The sequence below is a fragment of the Labrys okinawensis genome (assembly GCF_002982075.1).
GTDB classification, from domain to species: domain Bacteria; phylum Pseudomonadota; class Alphaproteobacteria; order Rhizobiales; family Labraceae; genus Labrys; species Labrys okinawensis_A.
The window spans coordinates 272184-290675 of sequence record NZ_PUEJ01000005.1; the positions used below are offsets into that span (position 1 = coordinate 272184).

General features: G+C 64.3%; 12 protein-coding genes. 6 read left to right on the top strand and 6 right to left on the bottom strand.

Annotation, left to right across the window (positions count from 1 at the left end):
* The first annotated feature begins 263 nt into the window (after positions 1-263).
* Positions 264-1544, top strand: a complete 1281-nt coding sequence (locus C5L14_RS14970) for an OmpP1/FadL family transporter (protein WP_245443396.1) — start codon at positions 264-266, stop codon at positions 1542-1544.
* Positions 1545-1696: 152 nt separating this feature from the next.
* Here the strand turns inward: C5L14_RS14970 and C5L14_RS14975 are convergent, their stop codons facing one another.
* On the bottom strand, positions 1697-2545 hold the full coding sequence (locus C5L14_RS14975; RefSeq protein WP_105862856.1) for a fumarylacetoacetate hydrolase family protein: 849 nt from the start codon (positions 2543-2545) through the stop codon (positions 1697-1699).
* Positions 2546-2861: 316 nt separating this feature from the next.
* A complete protein-coding gene (locus C5L14_RS14980; protein WP_105862857.1) occupies positions 2862-3287 on the bottom strand; it encodes a DUF2852 domain-containing protein in 426 nt (141 codons plus the stop codon).
* Positions 3288-3602: 315 nt separating this feature from the next.
* Here C5L14_RS14980 and C5L14_RS14985 point away from each other — a divergent pair, with 315 nt between their 5' ends.
* Together C5L14_RS14985 and C5L14_RS14990 are read left to right on the top strand one after the other, a co-directional pair.
* On the top strand, positions 3603-4418 hold the full coding sequence (locus tag C5L14_RS14985) for a UDP-2,3-diacylglucosamine diphosphatase (protein ID WP_105862858.1): 816 nt from the start codon (positions 3603-3605) through the stop codon (positions 4416-4418).
* A 9-nt stretch (positions 4419-4427) separates the two neighbouring features.
* Complete coding sequence (locus C5L14_RS14990) at positions 4428-5516, top strand: glycosyltransferase family 4 protein (protein ID WP_105862859.1); 1089 nt, start codon at positions 4428-4430, stop codon at positions 5514-5516.
* A gap of 97 nt (positions 5517-5613) precedes the next feature.
* Here the strand turns inward: C5L14_RS14990 and C5L14_RS14995 are convergent, their stop codons facing one another.
* From C5L14_RS14995 to C5L14_RS15005, 3 genes are all read right to left on the bottom strand, one after another.
* Entirely contained in the window at positions 5614-6405 is a 792-nt protein-coding gene (locus C5L14_RS14995) for a hypothetical protein (protein ID WP_146126918.1), read from the bottom strand.
* Between the two features lie 55 nt (positions 6406-6460).
* A complete protein-coding gene (locus C5L14_RS15000) occupies positions 6461-7102 on the bottom strand; it encodes a LysE family translocator (protein WP_105862861.1) in 642 nt (213 codons plus the stop codon).
* A 189-nt stretch (positions 7103-7291) separates the two neighbouring features.
* On the bottom strand, positions 7292-14149 hold the full coding sequence (locus C5L14_RS15005; RefSeq protein ID WP_105862862.1) for a hypothetical protein: 6858 nt from the start codon (positions 14147-14149) through the stop codon (positions 7292-7294).
* A gap of 399 nt (positions 14150-14548) precedes the next feature.
* On the opposite strand from C5L14_RS15005, the gene C5L14_RS15010 reads away from it, so the two are divergent.
* Both C5L14_RS15010 and dgcA read left to right on the top strand, forming a co-directional pair.
* Entirely contained in the window at positions 14549-14869 is a 321-nt protein-coding gene (locus C5L14_RS15010; protein WP_105862863.1) for a 2Fe-2S iron-sulfur cluster-binding protein, read from the top strand.
* An 8-nt stretch (positions 14870-14877) separates the two neighbouring features.
* Positions 14878-15861 carry an N-acetyl-D-Glu racemase DgcA gene (dgcA, locus tag C5L14_RS15015; RefSeq protein WP_105862864.1) on the top strand — a complete coding sequence of 328 codons (984 nt, stop codon included), beginning with the start codon at positions 14878-14880 and terminating at the stop codon, positions 15859-15861.
* Here dgcA and C5L14_RS15020 read toward each other — a convergent pair.
* Positions 15831-17033 (bottom strand): MFS transporter, encoded by a 1203-nt coding sequence (locus C5L14_RS15020; RefSeq protein WP_105862865.1) that lies wholly within the window; start codon positions 17031-17033, stop codon positions 15831-15833. The two genes, dgcA and C5L14_RS15020, sit on opposite strands and share 31 nt — an antisense overlap.
* Between C5L14_RS15020 and C5L14_RS15025 the strand changes: the two genes are divergently transcribed.
* Complete coding sequence (locus C5L14_RS15025) at positions 17014-18423, top strand: hypothetical protein (protein ID WP_146126919.1); 1410 nt, start codon at positions 17014-17016, stop codon at positions 18421-18423. The two genes, C5L14_RS15020 and C5L14_RS15025, sit on opposite strands and share 20 nt — an antisense overlap.
* Positions 18424-18492: the final 69 nt, after the last annotated feature.

Here is an 18492-nt window from a genome sequence, read left to right on the forward strand (position 1 = left end):
TTGCCACCGGAGGTTGACGTAAAAACCGAGTGTTACAGGAACGCAACAACCTTGCTGAATTGAGACACGGATGTGACGCAAACACGATGAAACGGCGGCGCTGCCCGTTACGGAGCATTGAATATTCTGGTACGAAGAATCATGAGTTCGAATGAGCCATCCACAAGAAGCACTTACTTGCTTGTGGTCTGACAAAAGCAATAGACAGCTGAGGTTACTCAGCCGGACCTGCCGTAGCGGCGGGTGATGATATGGGGGAACGAATGCCAAGAAAGACCCAACTCGCATTCCTGCTCATGGCCGGCGTTTCGCTGACGGCGAGCCAGGCCTATGCCGGCTCCTTCGCATTGCGCGAGCAGAGCACGATTGGCCTCGGCCAGGGTTTTGCCGGCGTGGCGGCCGGCTCGGGCGGTCTCAGCTCCATGTATTGGAACCCGGCGACGATGACCGCCATTCCCGGCTGGCAGTCGCAGTGGTCGGTGAGCGGCATCTTCCCTCAGGCTGAAATCACGCCGACTTTCGTCGGTTTGCCGGCTCCTTTGTGGCGGGGTACCAGCACGGGCGACATCGCTCAGGACGGCATCCTGGCGGCGGGCTATACCTCCTACCAGGTCAATGACCGGCTCTGGATCGGCCTTGCCACCAACACGCCCTTCGGCCTGGTCACCAAGAACCCCTTCAATTCGCCGGGACAGGTCTACGCCCGTACCTCAAAGGTGATTTCCTTCGACGTCAATCCGACCATCGCCTACAAGGTGACGGATTGGCTGTCGGTCGGTCTCGGCTTTCAGGCCATGTATTTCAAGACGCGTCTGACGCAAGCCGTAGGCGTCCTGCCCAATGCTCGGACGGCGACCCTCGAGGGCGATAGCTGGGGCTATGGTTTCACGGCCGGTGTGACGATTACGCCGATCGAAGGAACCGAGATCGGCATCGGCTATCGTTCTGCCGTCAAGCAGGACCTCGATGGTACCCTCCGGACGCCCCTTGCGCGCTTAGGCGTGAAGGCCGACCTGACTTTGCCGGATATGCTGACCGTCGGCATACGGCAGACAGTGACTCCCGACCTTACGCTTTCGGCCGGTTTCGAATGGACCAAATGGAGCGAATTTGGTGTAATTCCCGTCATCGCGAAGGCAACCGGGACTCAGGTGACGACATTGCCGTTCAAATATGATGACGGCTACTACGTCTCTGTGGGCGGCGAGTATGCCTGGAGTCCCGAACTGACCCTACGCGCTGGCCTCGGCTATGAATGGTCACCGATTTCCGACTTCAATCGAGATCTACGCTTGCCGGACAGCGACCGTATCCATGCCTCGATCGGCTTGGGTTACAAGGTCAACAACAAGCTTTCGGTGGATTTTGCTTATTCGCACCTGTTTGCTTTGAACGGCGACGTCAAGCTCAATGCCCGCAACCCCCACTATGTGGGACTGCCCTATTTCGGCAAAGTCGATGCTTCGGTCGATATTGTCTCGGCCAGCTTGACCTATCGCTGGGATGATCCGGGCGAACCCAACCAGCCGGGCATCTTCAAGTAAGGCGCCTTGCATTCAACAAAAAGCCTTCGCGCGGGTTTCGGCCGGCGCGAAGGCTTTTTCATGTTGTACATCCCCATCGTTCGGCATCTGGCGCCCTTCCTCCCGTCGAGCGGGGAAGGGCGCTGGTCATGCCGTCAGGTGGGGTGGAACGCTCAGGCGCTCCAGGCCACCGTGGTCTGGCGCTGGTCGCCGAGCTTTTCGATGCCGAGCGTCATCACATTGCCGGGCTTGAGATAGCGCGGCGGCTTCATGCCCATGCCGACGCCGGGAGGCGTGCCGGTGGTGATGACATCGCCGGGTTCCAGGATCAGGAACTGCGAGATGTAGTGCACGATGTGGGCGACACCGAAGATCATCGTCTTGGTCGAGCCGGTCTGCACGCGCTCGCCGTCCACATCGAGCCACATGGAAAGGTTCTGGACGTCGCCGACTTCGTCCGGCGTGACCAGCCAGGGGCCGAGCGGGCCGAAGGTCGGGCAGCCCTTGCCCTTCATCCACTGGCCGGAGCGCTCGATTTGGTAGGCGCGCTCTGAAACGTCGTTGCAGACGGCATAGCCGGCGACATAGGAAAGGGCATCCTTCTCCTCGACATAGGAGGCGCGGCTGCCGATGATGATGGCCAGCTCCACTTCCCAGTCCGTCTTTTCCGAACCGCGCGGAATGACGACGTCGTCATAGGGGCCGACCACGCAGGACGGCGCCTTGTTGAACAGCACCGGCTCCTTGGGCACCGGCAGATTGCTCTCAGCAGCGTGGTCGGCATAGTTCAGGCCCACCGCGATGAAATTGCCGGGCTGGGCGACGCAGGAGCCCAGGCGCGGATTGCCGGTTACTTCCGGCAGCGAGGCTGGCGCAAGGGCGGCGATCCGGGCCAAAGACTGCGGCGAGAGGGCATCGCCCTTCCAGTCGGCGACATGTGCCGACAAGTCCCTGATCTTGCCATCCGCATCGATCAGGCCGGGCTTTTCCGAGCCCGGCTTGCCATACCGTACCAGCTTCATATGTGGAGTCCTTTGGTCGAGAGCTGCGGCCCTTGAGGGCCGTCCTTGAAATCATCGATCATGAAGGCCGGTCTGCATCGGGCGAGCGCCCGCGACCGGCCGGGGCGGATCATGCCCGATGGAGGGGACCTATCGCAAGTATTGTCTGAGAAATGCGCGCGATTGTTTCCCGGGTGCGCGGACATCCCGCCCGCTCCCGGAGGGGCGACCTTTGAGGAGGAATGGCGGGCAGGATGCCCGCGCACCCGACAACAGAAAGCCCGCGCAGCTCGTGCTGCGCGGGCTCCATCAACGCTTCGGGAAGGATGTGCGGCTATCAGGCGGAGTGGCTGTCGCCGCCATTGCGAGCGGCGTTGCGCTCGGCCATGAAGCGGTCGAACTCTTCCTTGTCGCGCGCACGGCGCAGATTGGCGACGAATTCGGAGAAGGCGCGGCCTTCTTCCTCCAGGCGCCGGCGCTCCTCTTCCAGGCGGCGCAGCGTCTCGCGGCGATAGTCGTCGAAAGCGGCATTGCCGGTGGCCGACCAGCCATGGCCGGCATGGCTGTGCTGATCACGGGTGAAGCCGGCAAACTCCGCCTTGGCCCGCTCGAAGCCTTCACGCACCTTTTCCCTGGGGAAGCGATCGCCCCAGATGAAATAGGCCAGCGCCGCCAGGCCAAGCGGCCACCAGATCAGAAAGCCGGCGATCACCGCCACGACATGAAGCGGATGCCAACGGCCGCGCGTAGAACAAGAGGTCATTATCCTCTCCCATGTTACAACCCAGCCCTCGACCAATTGGGGGCGGCGACGGGCGGCTTCAAGGGTACAAGCCGAAGTTGTGTCCGATTTAATCTTCAAGGCTCGCCGGGGCTGTCTTGTGCGCCCCTGTCGCAGAGCTGTGGCTGCATTGTCATAAAACCATGAACTGAATCGTGTTTGTGACAACCATGACGGGTCGTCGATCCCGCCGATGCCTGGAGCAGGGCGTGCCAACGGCAGGCACCCGCCTTGATCCGGCATTCAGGCCCGAAGCTCGATCCGACGACAGGTCCGGGGCCGGTTGAGGATGGTGCCATGAACAGCGAAAGCGAAGGCACGCGCTATCGAGCGCTCTTTATCTCGGATGTGCATCTGGGGACGCGGGGGTGTCAGGCCGGCATGCTGCTGGACTTCCTGCGGGCCTATGACGCCGAGACGATCTACCTTGTCGGCGACATCGTCGATGCCTGGCAGTTGAAAAGCGGCTGGTACTGGCCGCAGGCCCACAATGACGTGGTGCAGAAGCTGCTGCGCAAGGCCCGCAAGGGCGCGCGCATGGTCTATATTCCCGGCAATCACGACGAGTTCCTGCGCGATTTCCCCGGGCATCATTTTGGTGGCATCGAAGTGATCGAGCAGACCGTGCATGTCGCCGCCGACGGCAAGCGTTATCTGGTGATGCATGGCGATGCCTTCGACGTGGTGGTGCGCCACGCCAAGTGGCTGGCCTTGCTCGGCGACTGGGCCTATGTCACGGCCCTGGGTGTCAATACTTGGCTGAACGCCATTCGCCGGCGCCTCGGCCTCAGCTATTGGTCGCTGTCCGCCTGGGCCAAGCTCAAGGTGAAGAACGCGGTCAGCTTCATCGGCCATTTCGAGGAGACACTGGCCAAGGAAGCCAAGCGGCTGAATTGCGACGGTGTGATCTGCGGCCACATCCATCACGCGACCCTGCGCGATCTCGACGGGGTCACCTATATCAATTCCGGCGACTGGGTCGAAAGCTGCACGGCGATCGTCGAACATTTCGATGGTCGTTTCGAGCTGGTACGCTGGAGTGAACTCGTCCGTCAGGCCAACAAGCCGCCGGCACTCCAGGGCGAGACGCTGATCCCTCAGCGTGCTGCCTGAGCCGGTCGCGTGAAAATCCTGATCGCCACCGATGCCTGGCGCCCGCAGGTGAACGGCGTCGTCCGGTCCCTGGAACAGACGGCGGCGGCTGCGTCGCGGCAGGGTGTCGAAATCGGGTTCCTGGCGCCGGATCGCTTCTGGTCGGTGCCGATGCCCTCTTATCCGGAAATCCGCCTCGCCATGCCGCCGCTCGGAGCGATTGAGCGTCATATCGAGGCCGAGAAGCCGGATTACGTCCATATCGCCACGGAAGGGCCGATCGGACTGCTCACCCGTCGGGCCTGCCTGAAGAAGGGACGACCTTTCACCACCAGCTATCACACCCGCTTTCCCGAATATCTCGCCGCGCGCGTCCCCGTGCCCCTCGACTGGAGCTATCGCTGGATCCGGCGTTTCCACAATGCCGGGGCGGGTACGATGGTCTCGACCCCGGCCCTCGAACGCGAATTGGCGGGACGGGGTTTCAAGCGGCTGATGCGCTGGTCTCGCGGGGTCGATGCCGAGTTGTACCAGCCAAGGCCGGTGCGCATCTTCGACCTGCCGGGACCGATCTTCCTCTATGTCGGCCGGGTTGCCGTCGAGAAGAACATCGAGGCTTTTCTCGATCTCGACCTGCCCGGCTCGAAAGTGGTGGTCGGCGGCGGGCCGGCCCTGGAGATGCTGCGCTCGCGCTATCCGGCCGTGCATTTTGCCGGCGTGCTGGAGGGAGAGAACCTGGCGAAGGCCTATGCCTCGGCGGATGTCTTCGTATTTCCGAGCCTGACCGATACGTTCGGCATCGTCCTGCTCGAAGCGATGGCCAGCGGCCTGCCGGTGGCAGCCTTTCCGGTGACAGGGCCGATCGACGTGATCAGCACCGGCAAGACCGGCATCCTCGACAATGACCTTGCCGTTGCGGCGCGGGCCTGTCTCGACCTCAAACCCGGGGACGCCCGGGCGGAAGCATTGAAATATTCCTGGGACGCCTGCGCCCGCCAATTCGTCGACAATGTAGTGGATGCCTGCAGTCGAGCCAAGGCGGGCATCTCCCAGCCGGAGCCGGCGCCCAGGCGCAACACGTCGTTTCCCTTCAGCTGGAGGAGAAAGGTCGACGCCTAGAACGACATGCGGTCATGGCGGATCGAGTATCGCTCACGGTTTCAAAACGCTATAGAGCCCGTCCGGAAATGCACCTTGGCCTGAAAACTGGCGCTACTCATGGCGTTGCCGTGCCTTTCCGCCCCACTGCGGCATCCCCCTCTACTACAGGATCGTTGAAGGTCCAGCGGGGGATCGTGCGCATGCGGTCGAGGTCGGCGAAGACGGCGGCGAGATCGCTATCCGGCGAAATCTCGCGAAGCACAGCATCGAAGGCTTGAGCGAATCCGTTGAAGCTTCCGGCTTCCAATTCACATAAATGAATCTGGTTCCAGTCGATCGCCAGCGCCGGGTCGCGGTAGAGCACAACGGCTGTCTCCATTGCCCTGAACGTCCCTATCCGGTTCGCCTGGACGAGCTGCGCGGCAGCCGGCCCGATATATTCCCGCATGACCTGCCGATATTTGCTCAGACAGAGGGATTCCACCTCGATGTATTCCAGCGATGCCTGCCATTCGGGCCGATTGGCTGAACCCTGCCAGTCGCTTGGCAGTACGAAGGCGGAGGGGGTGGTCAGAAGAATCTCCGCGCGCAGCACCTGGGTTTCCGGCGGTTGCGGTCTGGCCACGAGCTCGTGAATGACGTCGTCAGGAATGATATCTCGAAAATAACTCAGTTCGAGATGGCTCCATACGGCTGCCTTCGAGGCGTTTCGAAATGTGGAGCGATGTCGATAGAGCGCCTGGCCGAGGCAGGTTTTCCCAAAACGCGCCCAGTTCACGGCGCGGTCGATGAGTTCGGTTTCCGCATGGGGACCTCGAACTTGTATCGTTCGCGCTAGAACCACGAGGCGATCATCGGGCTCGATTCGGGCTAGATTTGATCTGAAAGATGGGACACTGTCGGTCATCGAGGCCCTTGATTTCAAATCTGTCCGAGGATCTGAGCGGCGGTTGGGCGGTCGATCACACCCGCGACAGCAGCAGACGGATCCCGGCCAGGCCGAAGAACAGCGCCAGAGTAACTTCGATCCAGCGCCGTGCCTTCTGATAAAGGCGGACCATGGGGTGGGCGGAAAAGACCAGGGCGTAACCGCCGAAGGTGACCAGCCCGATCACCGCGCAGCCGGCGATGATCGCCGCGGCTGTATATCCTGGGGCATCCGACTTCAGGCCGAGCGACATGATGGCGATCCAAGCCAAGATCGATTTTGGATTGGTCAGATGCAGCATCAGCCCGCGCCGGTAGAGCCGGCGATAGTCGATCGGACCTCGTTCTTGCCTGGTCTCGTCCTGACCGGCCTTGAAGGCGGAACGGGCCGATTTGACCGCCAGATAGAGGAGATAGAGCCCGCCGCCGATCTTGATGGCGGTGAGGGCATTGGCATAGGCGGCCAGGAGGGTGGATACGCCGGTTGCTGCCAGCACGGCCCAGATCATCGAGCCCGTCATGATGCCGGATGCCAGCACCAGCGCCGGCAGGCGCCCCCGGCCCATCGCCACGCCCATGATGGCCATGTTGCTCGGCCCCGGACTGGCGACAGCGATGGCATAGAGCGCGTAGACCGCGAGCAGGGCATGGAACTGGTGGAACAAGGCGTCACCCATCGCAAATGTCTCACTGTAGGCCGGGCGTCGGCGCATCGGCCGCAGACTGGCCGAGAATAGCGGCGTCCCGCTTCAGCGCAAGCATGGCTTCGGCAGGGCGGCCGTTGCCGTCACCACGAAAAAGGCCCCGAATTCGGGGCCTTTTCCATTCTCAACCAGGCGGTCGAGGGCAATCGTTTTCCGACCGGCTCAGGTGAGCTTGCCGGCGGCATGCGCCAGGATCGTATAGACCTTGCCGGAATCGGCGGTGAGGTAGGTCCTGGCCATGTTGCCGCTGCGATCCTCGCGGTCCACTTCGGCGATGAGCTGCTCGAACTCCTGGACATAACGGTCCACCGTCGCCTGGAAGTCCGCGTCGCGGCGATAGCGCCGGCGGATTTCCTCGAAGGCCTGCTGGCCTTGCAGCGTATAGAGCCGACGCGAGAAGGCGTTGCGTTCGCCGCGGCGATAGCGGTCCCAAACCTCGGCGACAGCGTCATGCTCGACCATCTTGGCGATGTCGACCGACAGCGTGTCGAGGGAGGAAGCCATCACGGCCGGCGTGTTGGCCTGGGGGGCCGGCTCGGGCTCCTCGCGAGAGGCGCGGGCCAGCACTTCCGAGAGCCAGCCGGTGCCGCGACGCTCGCCCCGCGCAGGGGGCGCGGCCACGGCGGTGCCGCGGGCCGGAGCGGTGGGCTTCAGCTCCGGCACCGGCGGAAGCGTACCGGCGCGCGGCATTTCCGGCCTGCGGGCGGGAGCCTCGGCCGTCGCTTCGCTGCGCTCGCGCAGCCGGAGCGGGGCGGGAATCGGCCGGTCTGTCGGCTCAGCGATATCGAGCGAGCGGCTGGAGCGGCTGACGATGTCGGCAAGGTCGTTGAGAGCCTGAATCTGCTCGGCCACAACCCGGCGCATCGTGGCAGTGGAGTCCGACGTTTCCTTCGGTATCTCCAGGAGGCCGCGCTTGAGTTCGGAGCGGGTGGCTTCCAGTTCCTGCTTCACGGTCTGGGTCATGCCGCGCATCTCCTGGGCCACTTCGGCGAAACGCTCGGTGGCGTCGCCGAACAGGCCGGAGATTTCCTGCACTGCCTGCTCATAGGTCGATTTGAGGGCTGTGGAGGTACGCTCGCGCTCCTTGCCGGTGGTGGCACGGATGAGCTCGAACTGGTCGGCAATCGCCTGCGCCGTGGTGTTGGCGTTGTCGGCGAGCAGGCCACTGGTCTGGCGCGCCTTGCTTTCGGCATTGGCGAGCTTTTCCTCGATCACTTCGGCGAAGGATTTCATCATCGCTTCCATCGCCTCGACCTTGCCGCCCACGGTGGAGACCAGGGCCTCCAGGGTGGCGCGGCGTTCGTCGAGGGCCTGATCGACACGGGTCTGGGTGTCGGTCAGGACCGCCGCGGCGCTGCTGAGGTGATTGCTCTGTTCCTCCAGGCGTTCAGCCATGGTGCCGACATCGCTGATCACATGCGCGGCGAGATCGCGCAGCGTCGTGACCTGATCACCGACGCGATCGGTCGCGCCGCTGGTCTGATCGGCAAGATTCAGCATGGTCGACTGGAAGTCACGCAGGCGGCCTGCCAAGCCGCTCTCGATAGCATCGAGAGCCTTGGTCGAGCTGTCGAGCGACTCCTGCAGGGCGGTGTTGGTGCCGGCGACCCGATCCAGCAACGCCGTGATTTCCTCGCGCAGGCGCGCCTGCAGCGAACCGAGATCGCCGATCGCCTGGCTGGCCTTGGTCTCGATGGACGAGGAGAGGGCCTGAGACGACGCTTCCAGCGCTTCGCTGAGCTCGAAGCGCTTGGTCGAGAGAGCCTCGACCAGATCGCCGCCCTTCTGGCCGATCAGTTCGGCAAGCTGGCCGGCGCGCTCGTCGAGTGCCTTGGCGACCGTCTCGGCGATGTCGCCGAGCTCGCTGGTCATGCTGGTGCTGCGCGTGGACAGCGTCTCGACCAGGAACTGGCCGCGCTCGTCGAGGATCCTGGCGATCTCGCCGGAGCGGGCGCCCAGCAGGCTGGCGAGCGCACTGGTCTTGTCGCGCAGCTGGGTGCTGACATCGCCCGAGATCTGGTTCAGCGTATCGATCAACTGCTGACCGCGTTCGCTGAGTAGGCCGGCCATCGCGTTGGCGCGGGTGTCGAGCAGGGCATTGATCTCTTCCGCACGCTCGCCGAGCTTGGCGCTGACATCGCCCGACAGACGGCTGAGCGTCGCATCGACCGAAGCCACGTTCTGCAGGAGGTCGACCGAGACGTTCTGCACCTTCTCGCTGAGCGTGTCGGCGATGTGCAGGCCGCGCGAGTCGAGAGCATCCGACAGGTCGGCGAGGCGGCCGAGGACATCCTGCTCGAAGCGGGTGATCCGCGAGTCGAGCGTATGCGCAATGTCGTCGGCACGCGTGCTGAGGGCGCGATCGATTTCGTCGACCTTGCTGGACAGCGCATCCGCGATCGCGGTGGTCTTGCTGTCGAACTGGGCTGCGATCTCCGCCGCCTTGACCGTCAGGTCGTTGCTCATCAGCGAGGAGCGGCTGTCGAGATGGGAGGTCAGGTCCTCGGCACGGGCGCTGAGCGTTTCGGTCAGGTCGGCGCCCTTATTGCCGAGCGCCACGACGATGTCGTCGGCACGGCGGGACAGGGTGTCGGTAAGCGCCGCGCTGCGGCCGTCGATGAGCGAGGTGATCTCGCGGGCCCGGCCGTCGAGCAGGGTGCCGATCGCCTGGGTCCGCTCATCGATGAGCGCACTGATCTGGGTGGCACGGCCACCCAGCAATTCGTCGATGGCGCTGCTGCGGCCATCCAGGAGTTCGCTGATCTGGGAGGCGCGGTTGTCGAGTACGCTGCCGATGGCGGCAGCGCGGCCATCGAGCAGGTCGCTGGCCTCGCGGGCCTTGGCTTCCAGCGTGGCACCGACTTCCTTGCCGCCTTCGCCGAGCAGTTTGGCGAGTTCGAGCGTGCGGGTCGCCAGCGTCTCGTTGAGCGAGCGGGCACGGCTGTCCAGACCCTGGTCGATCCGGGCGAGGCGCCCCTCGATGGTCTGCGCGACGTCGCTGGCCTTGATGGTCAGACGGTTGTCGAGATCCGACAACTGTGCGTCCAGTGCCGCCAGCTTTTCTTCCAGCGTACGTGCGACCGATGCCGTATGGGTGCCGAAACGGGCATCGAAAGCCTCGAGCTTGCCGCCCAGCAGTTCGGCTGCCTGGGCCGTGTGACCCTGGACCTGGTCTGTGAGACGGGTGCCGTGCAGGCGGATCGAGCTTTCGAAGCCGAGCAGCTTCTGGGCGAGGTCGTCGCTGAGGGCGCGGGAGTCGTCGCCGATACGGGTGGCGAGCGCCTGGCCGCGGTTGCTGACGATATCGTCGAGCTCGGAGATCTGGTGCTCCAGCGACTGGTTCACTTCGCCGATGCGCCGGCTCATGCCGTCTTCGAAGGCCTTGAGCTGGTTGTCCAGCGTGGCGTGGATGGTGGTCGCGCTCGACTGGAACTTGGTCTCGAAGGCGTTGAGCTTGTCGGCAATCGCGCCATGGATGACGTCTGTATTGGCCGCAACCTGCGCCTGCAGCGTGACCAGGCGTTCGTCGAGCGCTTCCTGCAAGGCGGAGGAGTTGTTGAGGAAATGCGTCTCGAAGGCGCCGAAGCGCTGGTCGAGCGAGGAGCGCACCAGAGCCGTGTTGCTGGCGAAGCGCATCTCGAAGGCGGCCAGGCTGTCGTCCAGCGCGGCCTGGGTGTTCTGCACGTCGCCGTTGAAGCGGCTCTGGAAATCGCCGAGGCGGGCGGCGAGATCGGCCTGGTTGGCTTGCAGCGTATCGCTGAAGCTGGCCTGGAAGTCGCTGATCCGGTTCTCGAAATTCGATGCGGCCGTCGAGGCCATCATCTGGAAGCGATGTTCGAAATCGTTCAGGCGGGAATCGAGCAGGGCATGGGCGTCGTTGGCACTGCCGGCGAAGTACTGCTCGAACTGGTTGAGACGATTGTCGATCAGCCCATGCGCATTCTCCGCACTGGCGCTGAAGCGTTGCTCGAATTCGCCCAGGCGCTTGTCGAGGGCGGATTGAGCACCATTGGCGCTGGAGCCGAAGCGCAGTTCGAACTCGCCCAGGCGCTTGTCGACGGAGGCCTGGACCTGATCCGCGCTGGCGCCGAAACGCTGCTCGAAATCGCTGATGCGCTGCTCGATTGCGGCCTGCGCCTGGTCGGCGCTGGCGCCGAAGCGCTGTTCGAAACCGCCCAGTTCGTGGCTGAGCGTGGCCTGGATTTCGCGTGCGCTTGAGCCGAAACGCTTTTCGAACTCTCCCAGATGCTGGTTGAGGGTCGTTTCGATCCCCTGGGCGCCGGAGCCGAAGCGCTGCTCGAACTCGCTCATGCGCTGGGCGAGGGCGGTCTGAATGTCGCTTGCACCCGACATGAAGCGCTGCTCGAACTCGGACATGCGCTCGGCCAGGGTGTTCTGGATGCCACCCGCTTCCGACATGAAGCGCTGCTCGAAATCGCCCAGGCGCTGGCTGAGAGCGGTGTGGATGTTATCGGCTCCCGCCCCGAAGCGCTGTTCGAACTCGCCTAGACGCTGGTGGAGCGTGTTGTGGATATCCTCGGCACCGGCACTGAAGCGCTGTTCGAACTCGCCGAGGCGCTGGCTGAGCGAAGCATGAATGCTGTCTGCGCCCGAGCCGAAACGCTTCTCGAAATCGCCGAGACGCTGACTGAGCGAGGCGTGGATATCTTCGGCGTTGGTGCCGAAGCGCTGCTCGAACTCGCCGAGGCGCTGGCTGAGCGCATTGTGGGCCTGTTCGGCATTGGTGTTGAAACGCTGTTCGAAACCCTTGAGCGTGTCGTCGAGGCCCGAACGGTTGTTCTGGATATTCGTGGCGAAGCGCACTTCGAACTCGCCCAGGCGCCGGTCGAGATCGGCATGGGCGAGAGTGGAGAGCGACTTGAAGCGATGCTCGAACTCGGACATGCGGGTGTCCAGCCCGGCATGGATCGCGCCGGCGCTTTCGGCAAAGCGCGTGTCGAAGCCGTTGAGCGTGTCGTCCAGGGCCGAGTGCACCTTCTGGGCATGGTCGAGGCTTCGGGCTTCCAGGCCCGACAGGCGCTCGTCGAGGCGCGCATGCAGATTGTCCGCGATCTCCTGGCTGCGCTTCTCGTGGCTGTCCAGGCGTTCGGCGAGAGCCTTGCCGAAGGCATTCGTCTGGGTTTCGACGGTGTTCTCGAGGCGCGACACGCCGAAATTGATCTGCGAGACGGCAGCGGCGCTGCGCTCTCCGATAACGCGGGTCAGCGTGTCGCCGCCAATGGCGAGAATGCCGGAAGCGTCGCGGGCGGCCGTGTTGATGCGCGCGGAAAGCTGCTTGCCTTCCTCTTCCAGCACCGCCTGGAGGCGTTGCGCGGATGCTGCAACCGCAGCCTCGGCATCGGTGCTGCGCTTTTCGATATTGGCCACGATAGCCTGGCCGGTCGCTGCGAGGCGGCGATCGATGTCGCCGCCGCCGACCACGATGGATTCGTGGATGCGCTCGCCGGTCTGGGTCAGGCGGTCGGCAAGATCGCCGCCGCGCGTGGTGATGATCTCGGCAATCTGAGTGGCCGTGCTCTCGATCTTGCCGGCAACGTCCATGCCGCGGTTCTGCAGATCGCCGAGAATGGTATCACCCGTCGAGCGCAGCGTGCTGTTGACGTCGGCGACCGAGTCGATGATCTGCTCGACCATCTTGGCGCCGGTTTCGCGGATCGAATTGACCACCACGTCGGTGCCTTCGGCGAAGGCGTTGCTCAGGCCCGAGCCGGTGCGAACCAATGTGTCGTTCACCGCGGTACCGCGTTCGACGATGTCGTCGAGGATGCGCTGGCTGCTGGCGGTCAGGGTTTCATTCAGTTCGAGCGCGCGCGAGGACAGCGTGTTGCTGATCTCGTTGGCGCGGGTGGCGAAGTTCTCGTTGACCTGGTTGGACGTGGCAGTCAGGTGCTCGGTGATCTCGGCGACGCGACGGTTGAGCTGTTCCGTGACCTGCTCGGACGAACTCGACAGCGACTTGTTGACGTCCTGAGCAGTGGTGGTCATGCGGTCGATCAGCGAATTGCCGCGATCGGCCATGGCGCCGACCATGTGGTCGCCGACCTTGGCGAGTTCCGAGGTGAGCTGGCTGCCGCGCTCGCCGAAGGAACGCATCACCTGAAGGCCGGCCTCGGAGACTTCCGAGGAAATCCGGCCGGCCACCGAGCCGAGCGCCAGGGTCAGGTCGTCATGGGCGACCACGATGGCCGAGCGCACGCGGTCGGCATTGCCGACGATGGCTTCGCGCTGGGTCGAGAGATCCTCCACCAGCGAGCGAATGCGCTGCTCGCTCTCCGTATAGGAGCGCTCGAGCATCGAAACCTCGTTGTGCACCATGATCTCGAGTTCGCTGGCACGGGCGAGGGCACGGTCGATGCCGTCACCCATGGCCGCGACCTCGCGACGGATGGCCTGGCCGACGGAGGTGACGGCCTCGGCAGCCGCGCCTTCCGGCTCAGCCAGACGAAGGGCGACCTGCGTCATCGACCGGGTGACGAAACGCATCTCCTGGGCGCGCCAGATCAGCCCCGCGACGGCGAAGAAGAAGAAGGGCGGCAATACGATGGCGAGAATGCCGAGCGCCAGGCCCGGATTGGCCTGATAGGTCGGGGCCTGGAACAGATTGGCGAGATTGAGGTTGCCGAGGACGTTCAGGAGCAGGGCGCCGCCGGCGAGCCAGACGATGGAAAGAGCGAGGGCGGTCCAATAGGGCGTGCGCGAGGGCCGGCGCTGGAGAGCCTGCAGCAACTGGCCGACGCTGGCGCGGTCGTCATTGGCAGGCGAGCGGGGTTCGCGGGCGAGCGGGCGGTCGGCAGCAGGCTTATCTTCGGCACGAGGCGCAGCGGCAGGCGGCTCCTGCGGTTCGGGTTCGACTTCGAAATTGAAGCCCTCGTCGGCCTTGGGGAGCTGCGCCGGTTGCTTGTCGGGCGTTTGTGAAGCAGCCGTGCTCAGATTGAGTGCTTCCTCGATCGCAGACAGGGCGGCATCCGCCGGATCCTGCATCTTCGACTTGTTCGCCATAATCTGCCTCACGCTACTCAATTCAACGCCGCCCGCCTGGGATCCGGACGACCCCAGGCTGAAATCGCTGCACCTGTTTCGGCCCCCATCTCGGTCGAAATGAGGTTCGCATCGGTCCGCTTATGCGAAGTACAATGCTGCCAGCTTGAAATCCTATCCTGCACAGCTGGGAATGGAAACCGCTTCGGCACGCTTTCCAGCAGCATCGTTAACGACTTTTTTACCACGTCGAAATCGTGCGAAAATGAGGCAAATTCGAGGTTTTCACGGGATTGGGGCCGCATTGGCTAAAAGCCGGACACCCCGCAAGCCCGGTTCGCAAGCGATCCGGGCCGGGGCGGACTGGAACCTTGCCAATGCGCTCTATATAGAACGCTTGTCAGAAAGCTGAGATGGACGATGGTCAAAATCATATTCCGAGATCACACCGGGCTAAGCCGGGAAGTGGAGGCCGAGCCGGGCTCGACGGTGATGGAGGCGGCGATCCGCAACGGCATTCCGGGTATCGTGGCCGAGTGCGGCGGCGCCTGCGCCTGTGCTACCTGCCATGTCTATGTCGACGAGGCCTTCATGCCCCTGGTCGGTGAGCCCGAGCCGATGGAGGAGGACATGCTGGACTTCGCCTTCGACGTGCGCCCGACCTCCAGGCTCTCCTGCCAGATCCGCGTTCGCGACAATCTCGACGGCCTGATCGTCAATACCCCCGAAAAGCAGGCCTGATCCTCGCCATGGCCGCGCATCTTTCCGTTGCCGTGGAGCGCTGGCCGCTCGCCAACGTCTTCACCATCGCCCGCGGATCCAAGACCGAGGCGGTCGTGGTCGTCGTCGAAATCGCACGCGATGGCATGCGCGGACGCGGCGAATGCGTGCCCTATGCGCGCTATGGCGAAACGGTGGAAGGCGTGGTTGCAGCAATCGAGGCCCGGCGCGAGGCGATCGAGGCGGGATTGTCGCGCCCCGCGCTCCAGGACCTCGTTCCGGCCGGTGCCGCCCGCAACGCCATCGACTGCGCGTTGTGGGACTTGGAGGCAAAGCTTGCCGGCAGGCCGGCCTGGCAGATGGCGGGCCTCGCCGAACCGGGCCCGCTGACCACGGCCTATACGATTTCCCTGGGCGAGCCTGAAGCGATGGCTGAAGCGGCTGCCAGGGCGGCGCATCGGCCGCTGCTCAAGATCAAGCTCGGCACGCCCGACGACACCGCCCGTATCGCCGCCGTCCGCCGCCATGCTCCTCAGTCGCAACTGATCATCGACGCCAATGAGGGTTGGCGGGCCGACAATCTCGTAGCCAATCTGCGCGCCTGCGCCGAGGCCGGCGTCACCTTGATCGAACAGCCGCTGCCGGCCGGCGACGACGGAGCCCTCGCGCAGGTGGAGCGGATCGTACCCGTCTGCGCCGACGAATCCCTGCACGACCGGGCATCGCTGCCGGACCTCAAAGGGCGCTATGATGCGATCAACGTCAAACTCGACAAGGCAGGCGGCCTCACCGAAGCGATTGCGCTGGCCGCGCAGGCCCGATCCCTGGGGCTGGACCTGATGATCGGCTGCATGGTGGGGACGTCCCTGGCCATGGCTCCCGCGCTGCTGCTTGCCGGACAGGCCGTCGTCGTCGATCTCGACGGGCCGCTGCTGCTCGCTCGCGACCGGGAACCCGGCCTGCGCTATGACGGCAGCACCGTCTACCCGCCAGAGACCGCGCTCTGGGGCTGAGCGCCGTTCCTGCGCTCGATCGCACCGGCGGCGACCACCAGGCCTGTGCCGATCATGGCGATCAGGGCCATGGCGAAATAGCCATGGGCCGAGAACAGGCCGTAGAGTTCGCCGGACAGTACGGTGCCGAGGGTGAGGCCGATGCCGATGACCGAAGCGACCACCCCCTGGCGTGCGGAGGGGTTGCGCGTGAAGCGGGCGACCCACCCCATGGTGGCCAGATGCACGCAGGCGAAGGAAAAGCCGTGCAGCGCCTGGAGGCCCGCCACGACGAAGCCGTTGCCGGGGGCAAGCCCAAGCAGGACCCAGCGCGTGATGCCGACGGCTCCGCCGAACAGGATCAGCCGGTAGGGACCGAGGCGCCCGGCAATATTGCCCCCGAACAAAAAGACGCTGGTCTCCAGCACCACGCCGATGGCCCACAGCACGCCGATCTGCAGGGATGAAAAGCCCTGGTCCTGCCAGATCAGCGTGCCGAAACTATAGAGGAAGGCGTGGGCGCCCTGCAGGCAGGCGATGCCGGCGACGAAGACGATCAGCAACTGGAGCGGCGGTGAGGTGCCTTCCGACGCAGGACGCATGATAAGTCTCCGGCCGCGGCTGCGGTCGTCCGGCAAGGACAGGCCGGCAAAAACCGTGAGCGCCGCCAGGATCGCCAGGATCGGCGGCACCGTGGTGATCGGCAGATGCTTCAGCACCAGCCCGGCGGTGAGGCCGGAAACGAGCCAGGCGAGCGAGCCCCATTGCCGGATCTGGCCATATTTGTGGCCATGCAGGCTGACACCGCCCAAAACGATGGTATCGAGCAAGGGGGTGGTGGCGGCCACGAAGGCAAAGGCGATGGCGAGATTGACGGCGACTGCGGCGAAGCTCTCGGCGAAAGTGAGGCCGGCATAGCCGAAAGCCGCGCAGCACACCATGAACAGAAAGGTGCGGCGCGGGCCGAGCCGGCCGTCGCCGATCCAGGCAAAGGGCGCCGAGGTCACGCGCATCAGCATGGGGATGGCAAGCAGCAGGCCCATATCGCTGGCATTGAAGCCGCGCTCGACCAGCCAAAGGGGAAAGAAGGGCGTGTAGACGCCGGGGCCGGAGAGCAACAGGGCGTAGGTCACGCTGGCTGCGATCGCAGATTTGCGTGAGACGCTCCAATCCTTGAAGGAAATCAGCGACATCGGGGGAAAACAACCGCGCGGGATTGGCTCCCGGCGGGCGCTTTGGATTATATGGGGTGAGAATCAGGACTACGACGATTCGCTGTTTCTCTTACGCCCGCCTGTGCCAGTTGACGAGGGCCATTTCATGCAATCGCTTTCGCCCGAACCGCTGCTCAGCGAAGAGGATTACGGCGCCATCGAAGCGGCCGTGATGGAGACGGCGCGGGGGCGCTGGTTCCTGGCCGAATATGCTCGCCGAAATCGCAACGCCGACACCGAAGCCGTGCTGGCGGCGATCCGTCGCCTGGAGCGCCTGGTGCATAGCGCGGGCGCCCTGGATGCCCGCGACGAGGTCACGCGCGGCATGGCCGATATCGCGCAAGCGATCGCTGCCGCCCAATCGGTACCGGCGAGCGTAGCGATTGCAGCCAATGCCACATCGGCGCCGGTGGAGACTTCGTCCGCCCTTGCTGACCATCGCACCGACGCGGAGGCTCAGGTTTTCGGACAGATCGAAGCAGCGAAGATCGACGAGGTCGAACTTGCTTTTGAAACTGGGCCGGAGGCGGCCGCCGATGCTCCCCGTCCTGCGATCGCCGAAACCGTGCAGGACACGCCCGGGCTCGAATCCACCACGCCGGTCGAGGCGGACGCCCTTGCACCTGTCGCATCTTCGCCCGTCGAACCGGAACAGCGGGGGGCGGAGGCTGAAACCGACAGCGCCGATCGGGCTTGGGAAGGCCTCGAACGCGCGGCCACCGAGATCGCGGCCCTGGGCCTGCCGCCGGAGCTGAAGAGCCCGGACGGCATGGAAATTATACGCAGCGAAGGTGCCGACGAGCAGGCTGCGCCGGAGATCGCCGCCACTGCCATCGAGCGAGGTCCGGCGGAACCTGAAGAGCTCTTTCCCATTCTCGAGCTCGACGAAGAGGCGACCGAGGCGCTGCTGACGCTGGACGTGCCGCGCCAGGAGTTGATCTTGCCTCCCAACCATCTCGCCACCCAGCGCTGGCACAAGGAGTTGGTCGCCGGGGAAGAGACGGCTCAGCATCGACTCGACAAATGGACGGCGATCTCGGGCAAAGGCGGTGGCGGTGCCGATCCCTCGACGACGAACGGCGAGCGAGACAAGGTGCTCGACATGGTGGCCGTTGTAGAGGAAGCGCTCGAGCCCGCGCCTGCTTCCGGGCTGGTAACCTTCATCGATGAGGAGCCGGCGGAGGAGGAACAGTCGATCTTTACCGCTCCCCTCAGGCTCGAGCCGGAGGCGGTGGTGGATACGGACGCTGCGGCTGTCATTGCCCACAAGCCCGCTGCCGCCGCCAAGGCACGCGACCTCGCACCTCGCCTGACCTTAGGTGAAATTGAAGCCATGCCGTTTGCCAAGAAGGCGGCGCTGTTCAGCTGAAGCGGTCTTTCACGTGCCGGAGGCGCGGCTTTCGGTGCAACCTCTATCGCACGCGAATGATAAGAATTT

Excerpts from the sequence above, each read along its gene's own strand:
- C5L14_RS14970 (WP_245443396.1), top strand. The coding sequence starts at position 264 with ATGCCAAGAAAGACCCAACTCGCATTCCTGCTCATGGCCGGCGTTTCG.
- C5L14_RS14975 (WP_105862856.1), bottom strand. The coding sequence starts at position 2,545 with ATGAAGCTGGTACGGTATGGCAAGCCGGGCTCGGAAAAGCCCGGCCTG.
- C5L14_RS14980 (WP_105862857.1), bottom strand. The coding sequence starts at position 3,287 with ATGACCTCTTGTTCTACGCGCGGCCGTTGGCATCCGCTTCATGTCGTG.
- C5L14_RS14985 (WP_105862858.1), top strand. The coding sequence starts at position 3,603 with ATGAACAGCGAAAGCGAAGGCACGCGCTATCGAGCGCTCTTTATCTCG.
- C5L14_RS14995 (WP_146126918.1), bottom strand. The coding sequence starts at position 6,405 with ATGACCGACAGTGTCCCATCTTTCAGATCAAATCTAGCCCGAATCGAG.
- C5L14_RS15000 (WP_105862861.1), bottom strand. The coding sequence starts at position 7,102 with ATGGGTGACGCCTTGTTCCACCAGTTCCATGCCCTGCTCGCGGTCTAC.
- C5L14_RS15005 (WP_105862862.1), bottom strand. The coding sequence starts at position 14,149 with ATGGCGAACAAGTCGAAGATGCAGGATCCGGCGGATGCCGCCCTGTCT.
- C5L14_RS15010 (WP_105862863.1), top strand. The coding sequence starts at position 14,549 with ATGGTCAAAATCATATTCCGAGATCACACCGGGCTAAGCCGGGAAGTG.
- dgcA (WP_105862864.1), top strand. The coding sequence starts at position 14,878 with ATGGCCGCGCATCTTTCCGTTGCCGTGGAGCGCTGGCCGCTCGCCAAC.
- C5L14_RS15020 (WP_105862865.1), bottom strand. The coding sequence starts at position 17,033 with ATGTCGCTGATTTCCTTCAAGGATTGGAGCGTCTCACGCAAATCTGCG.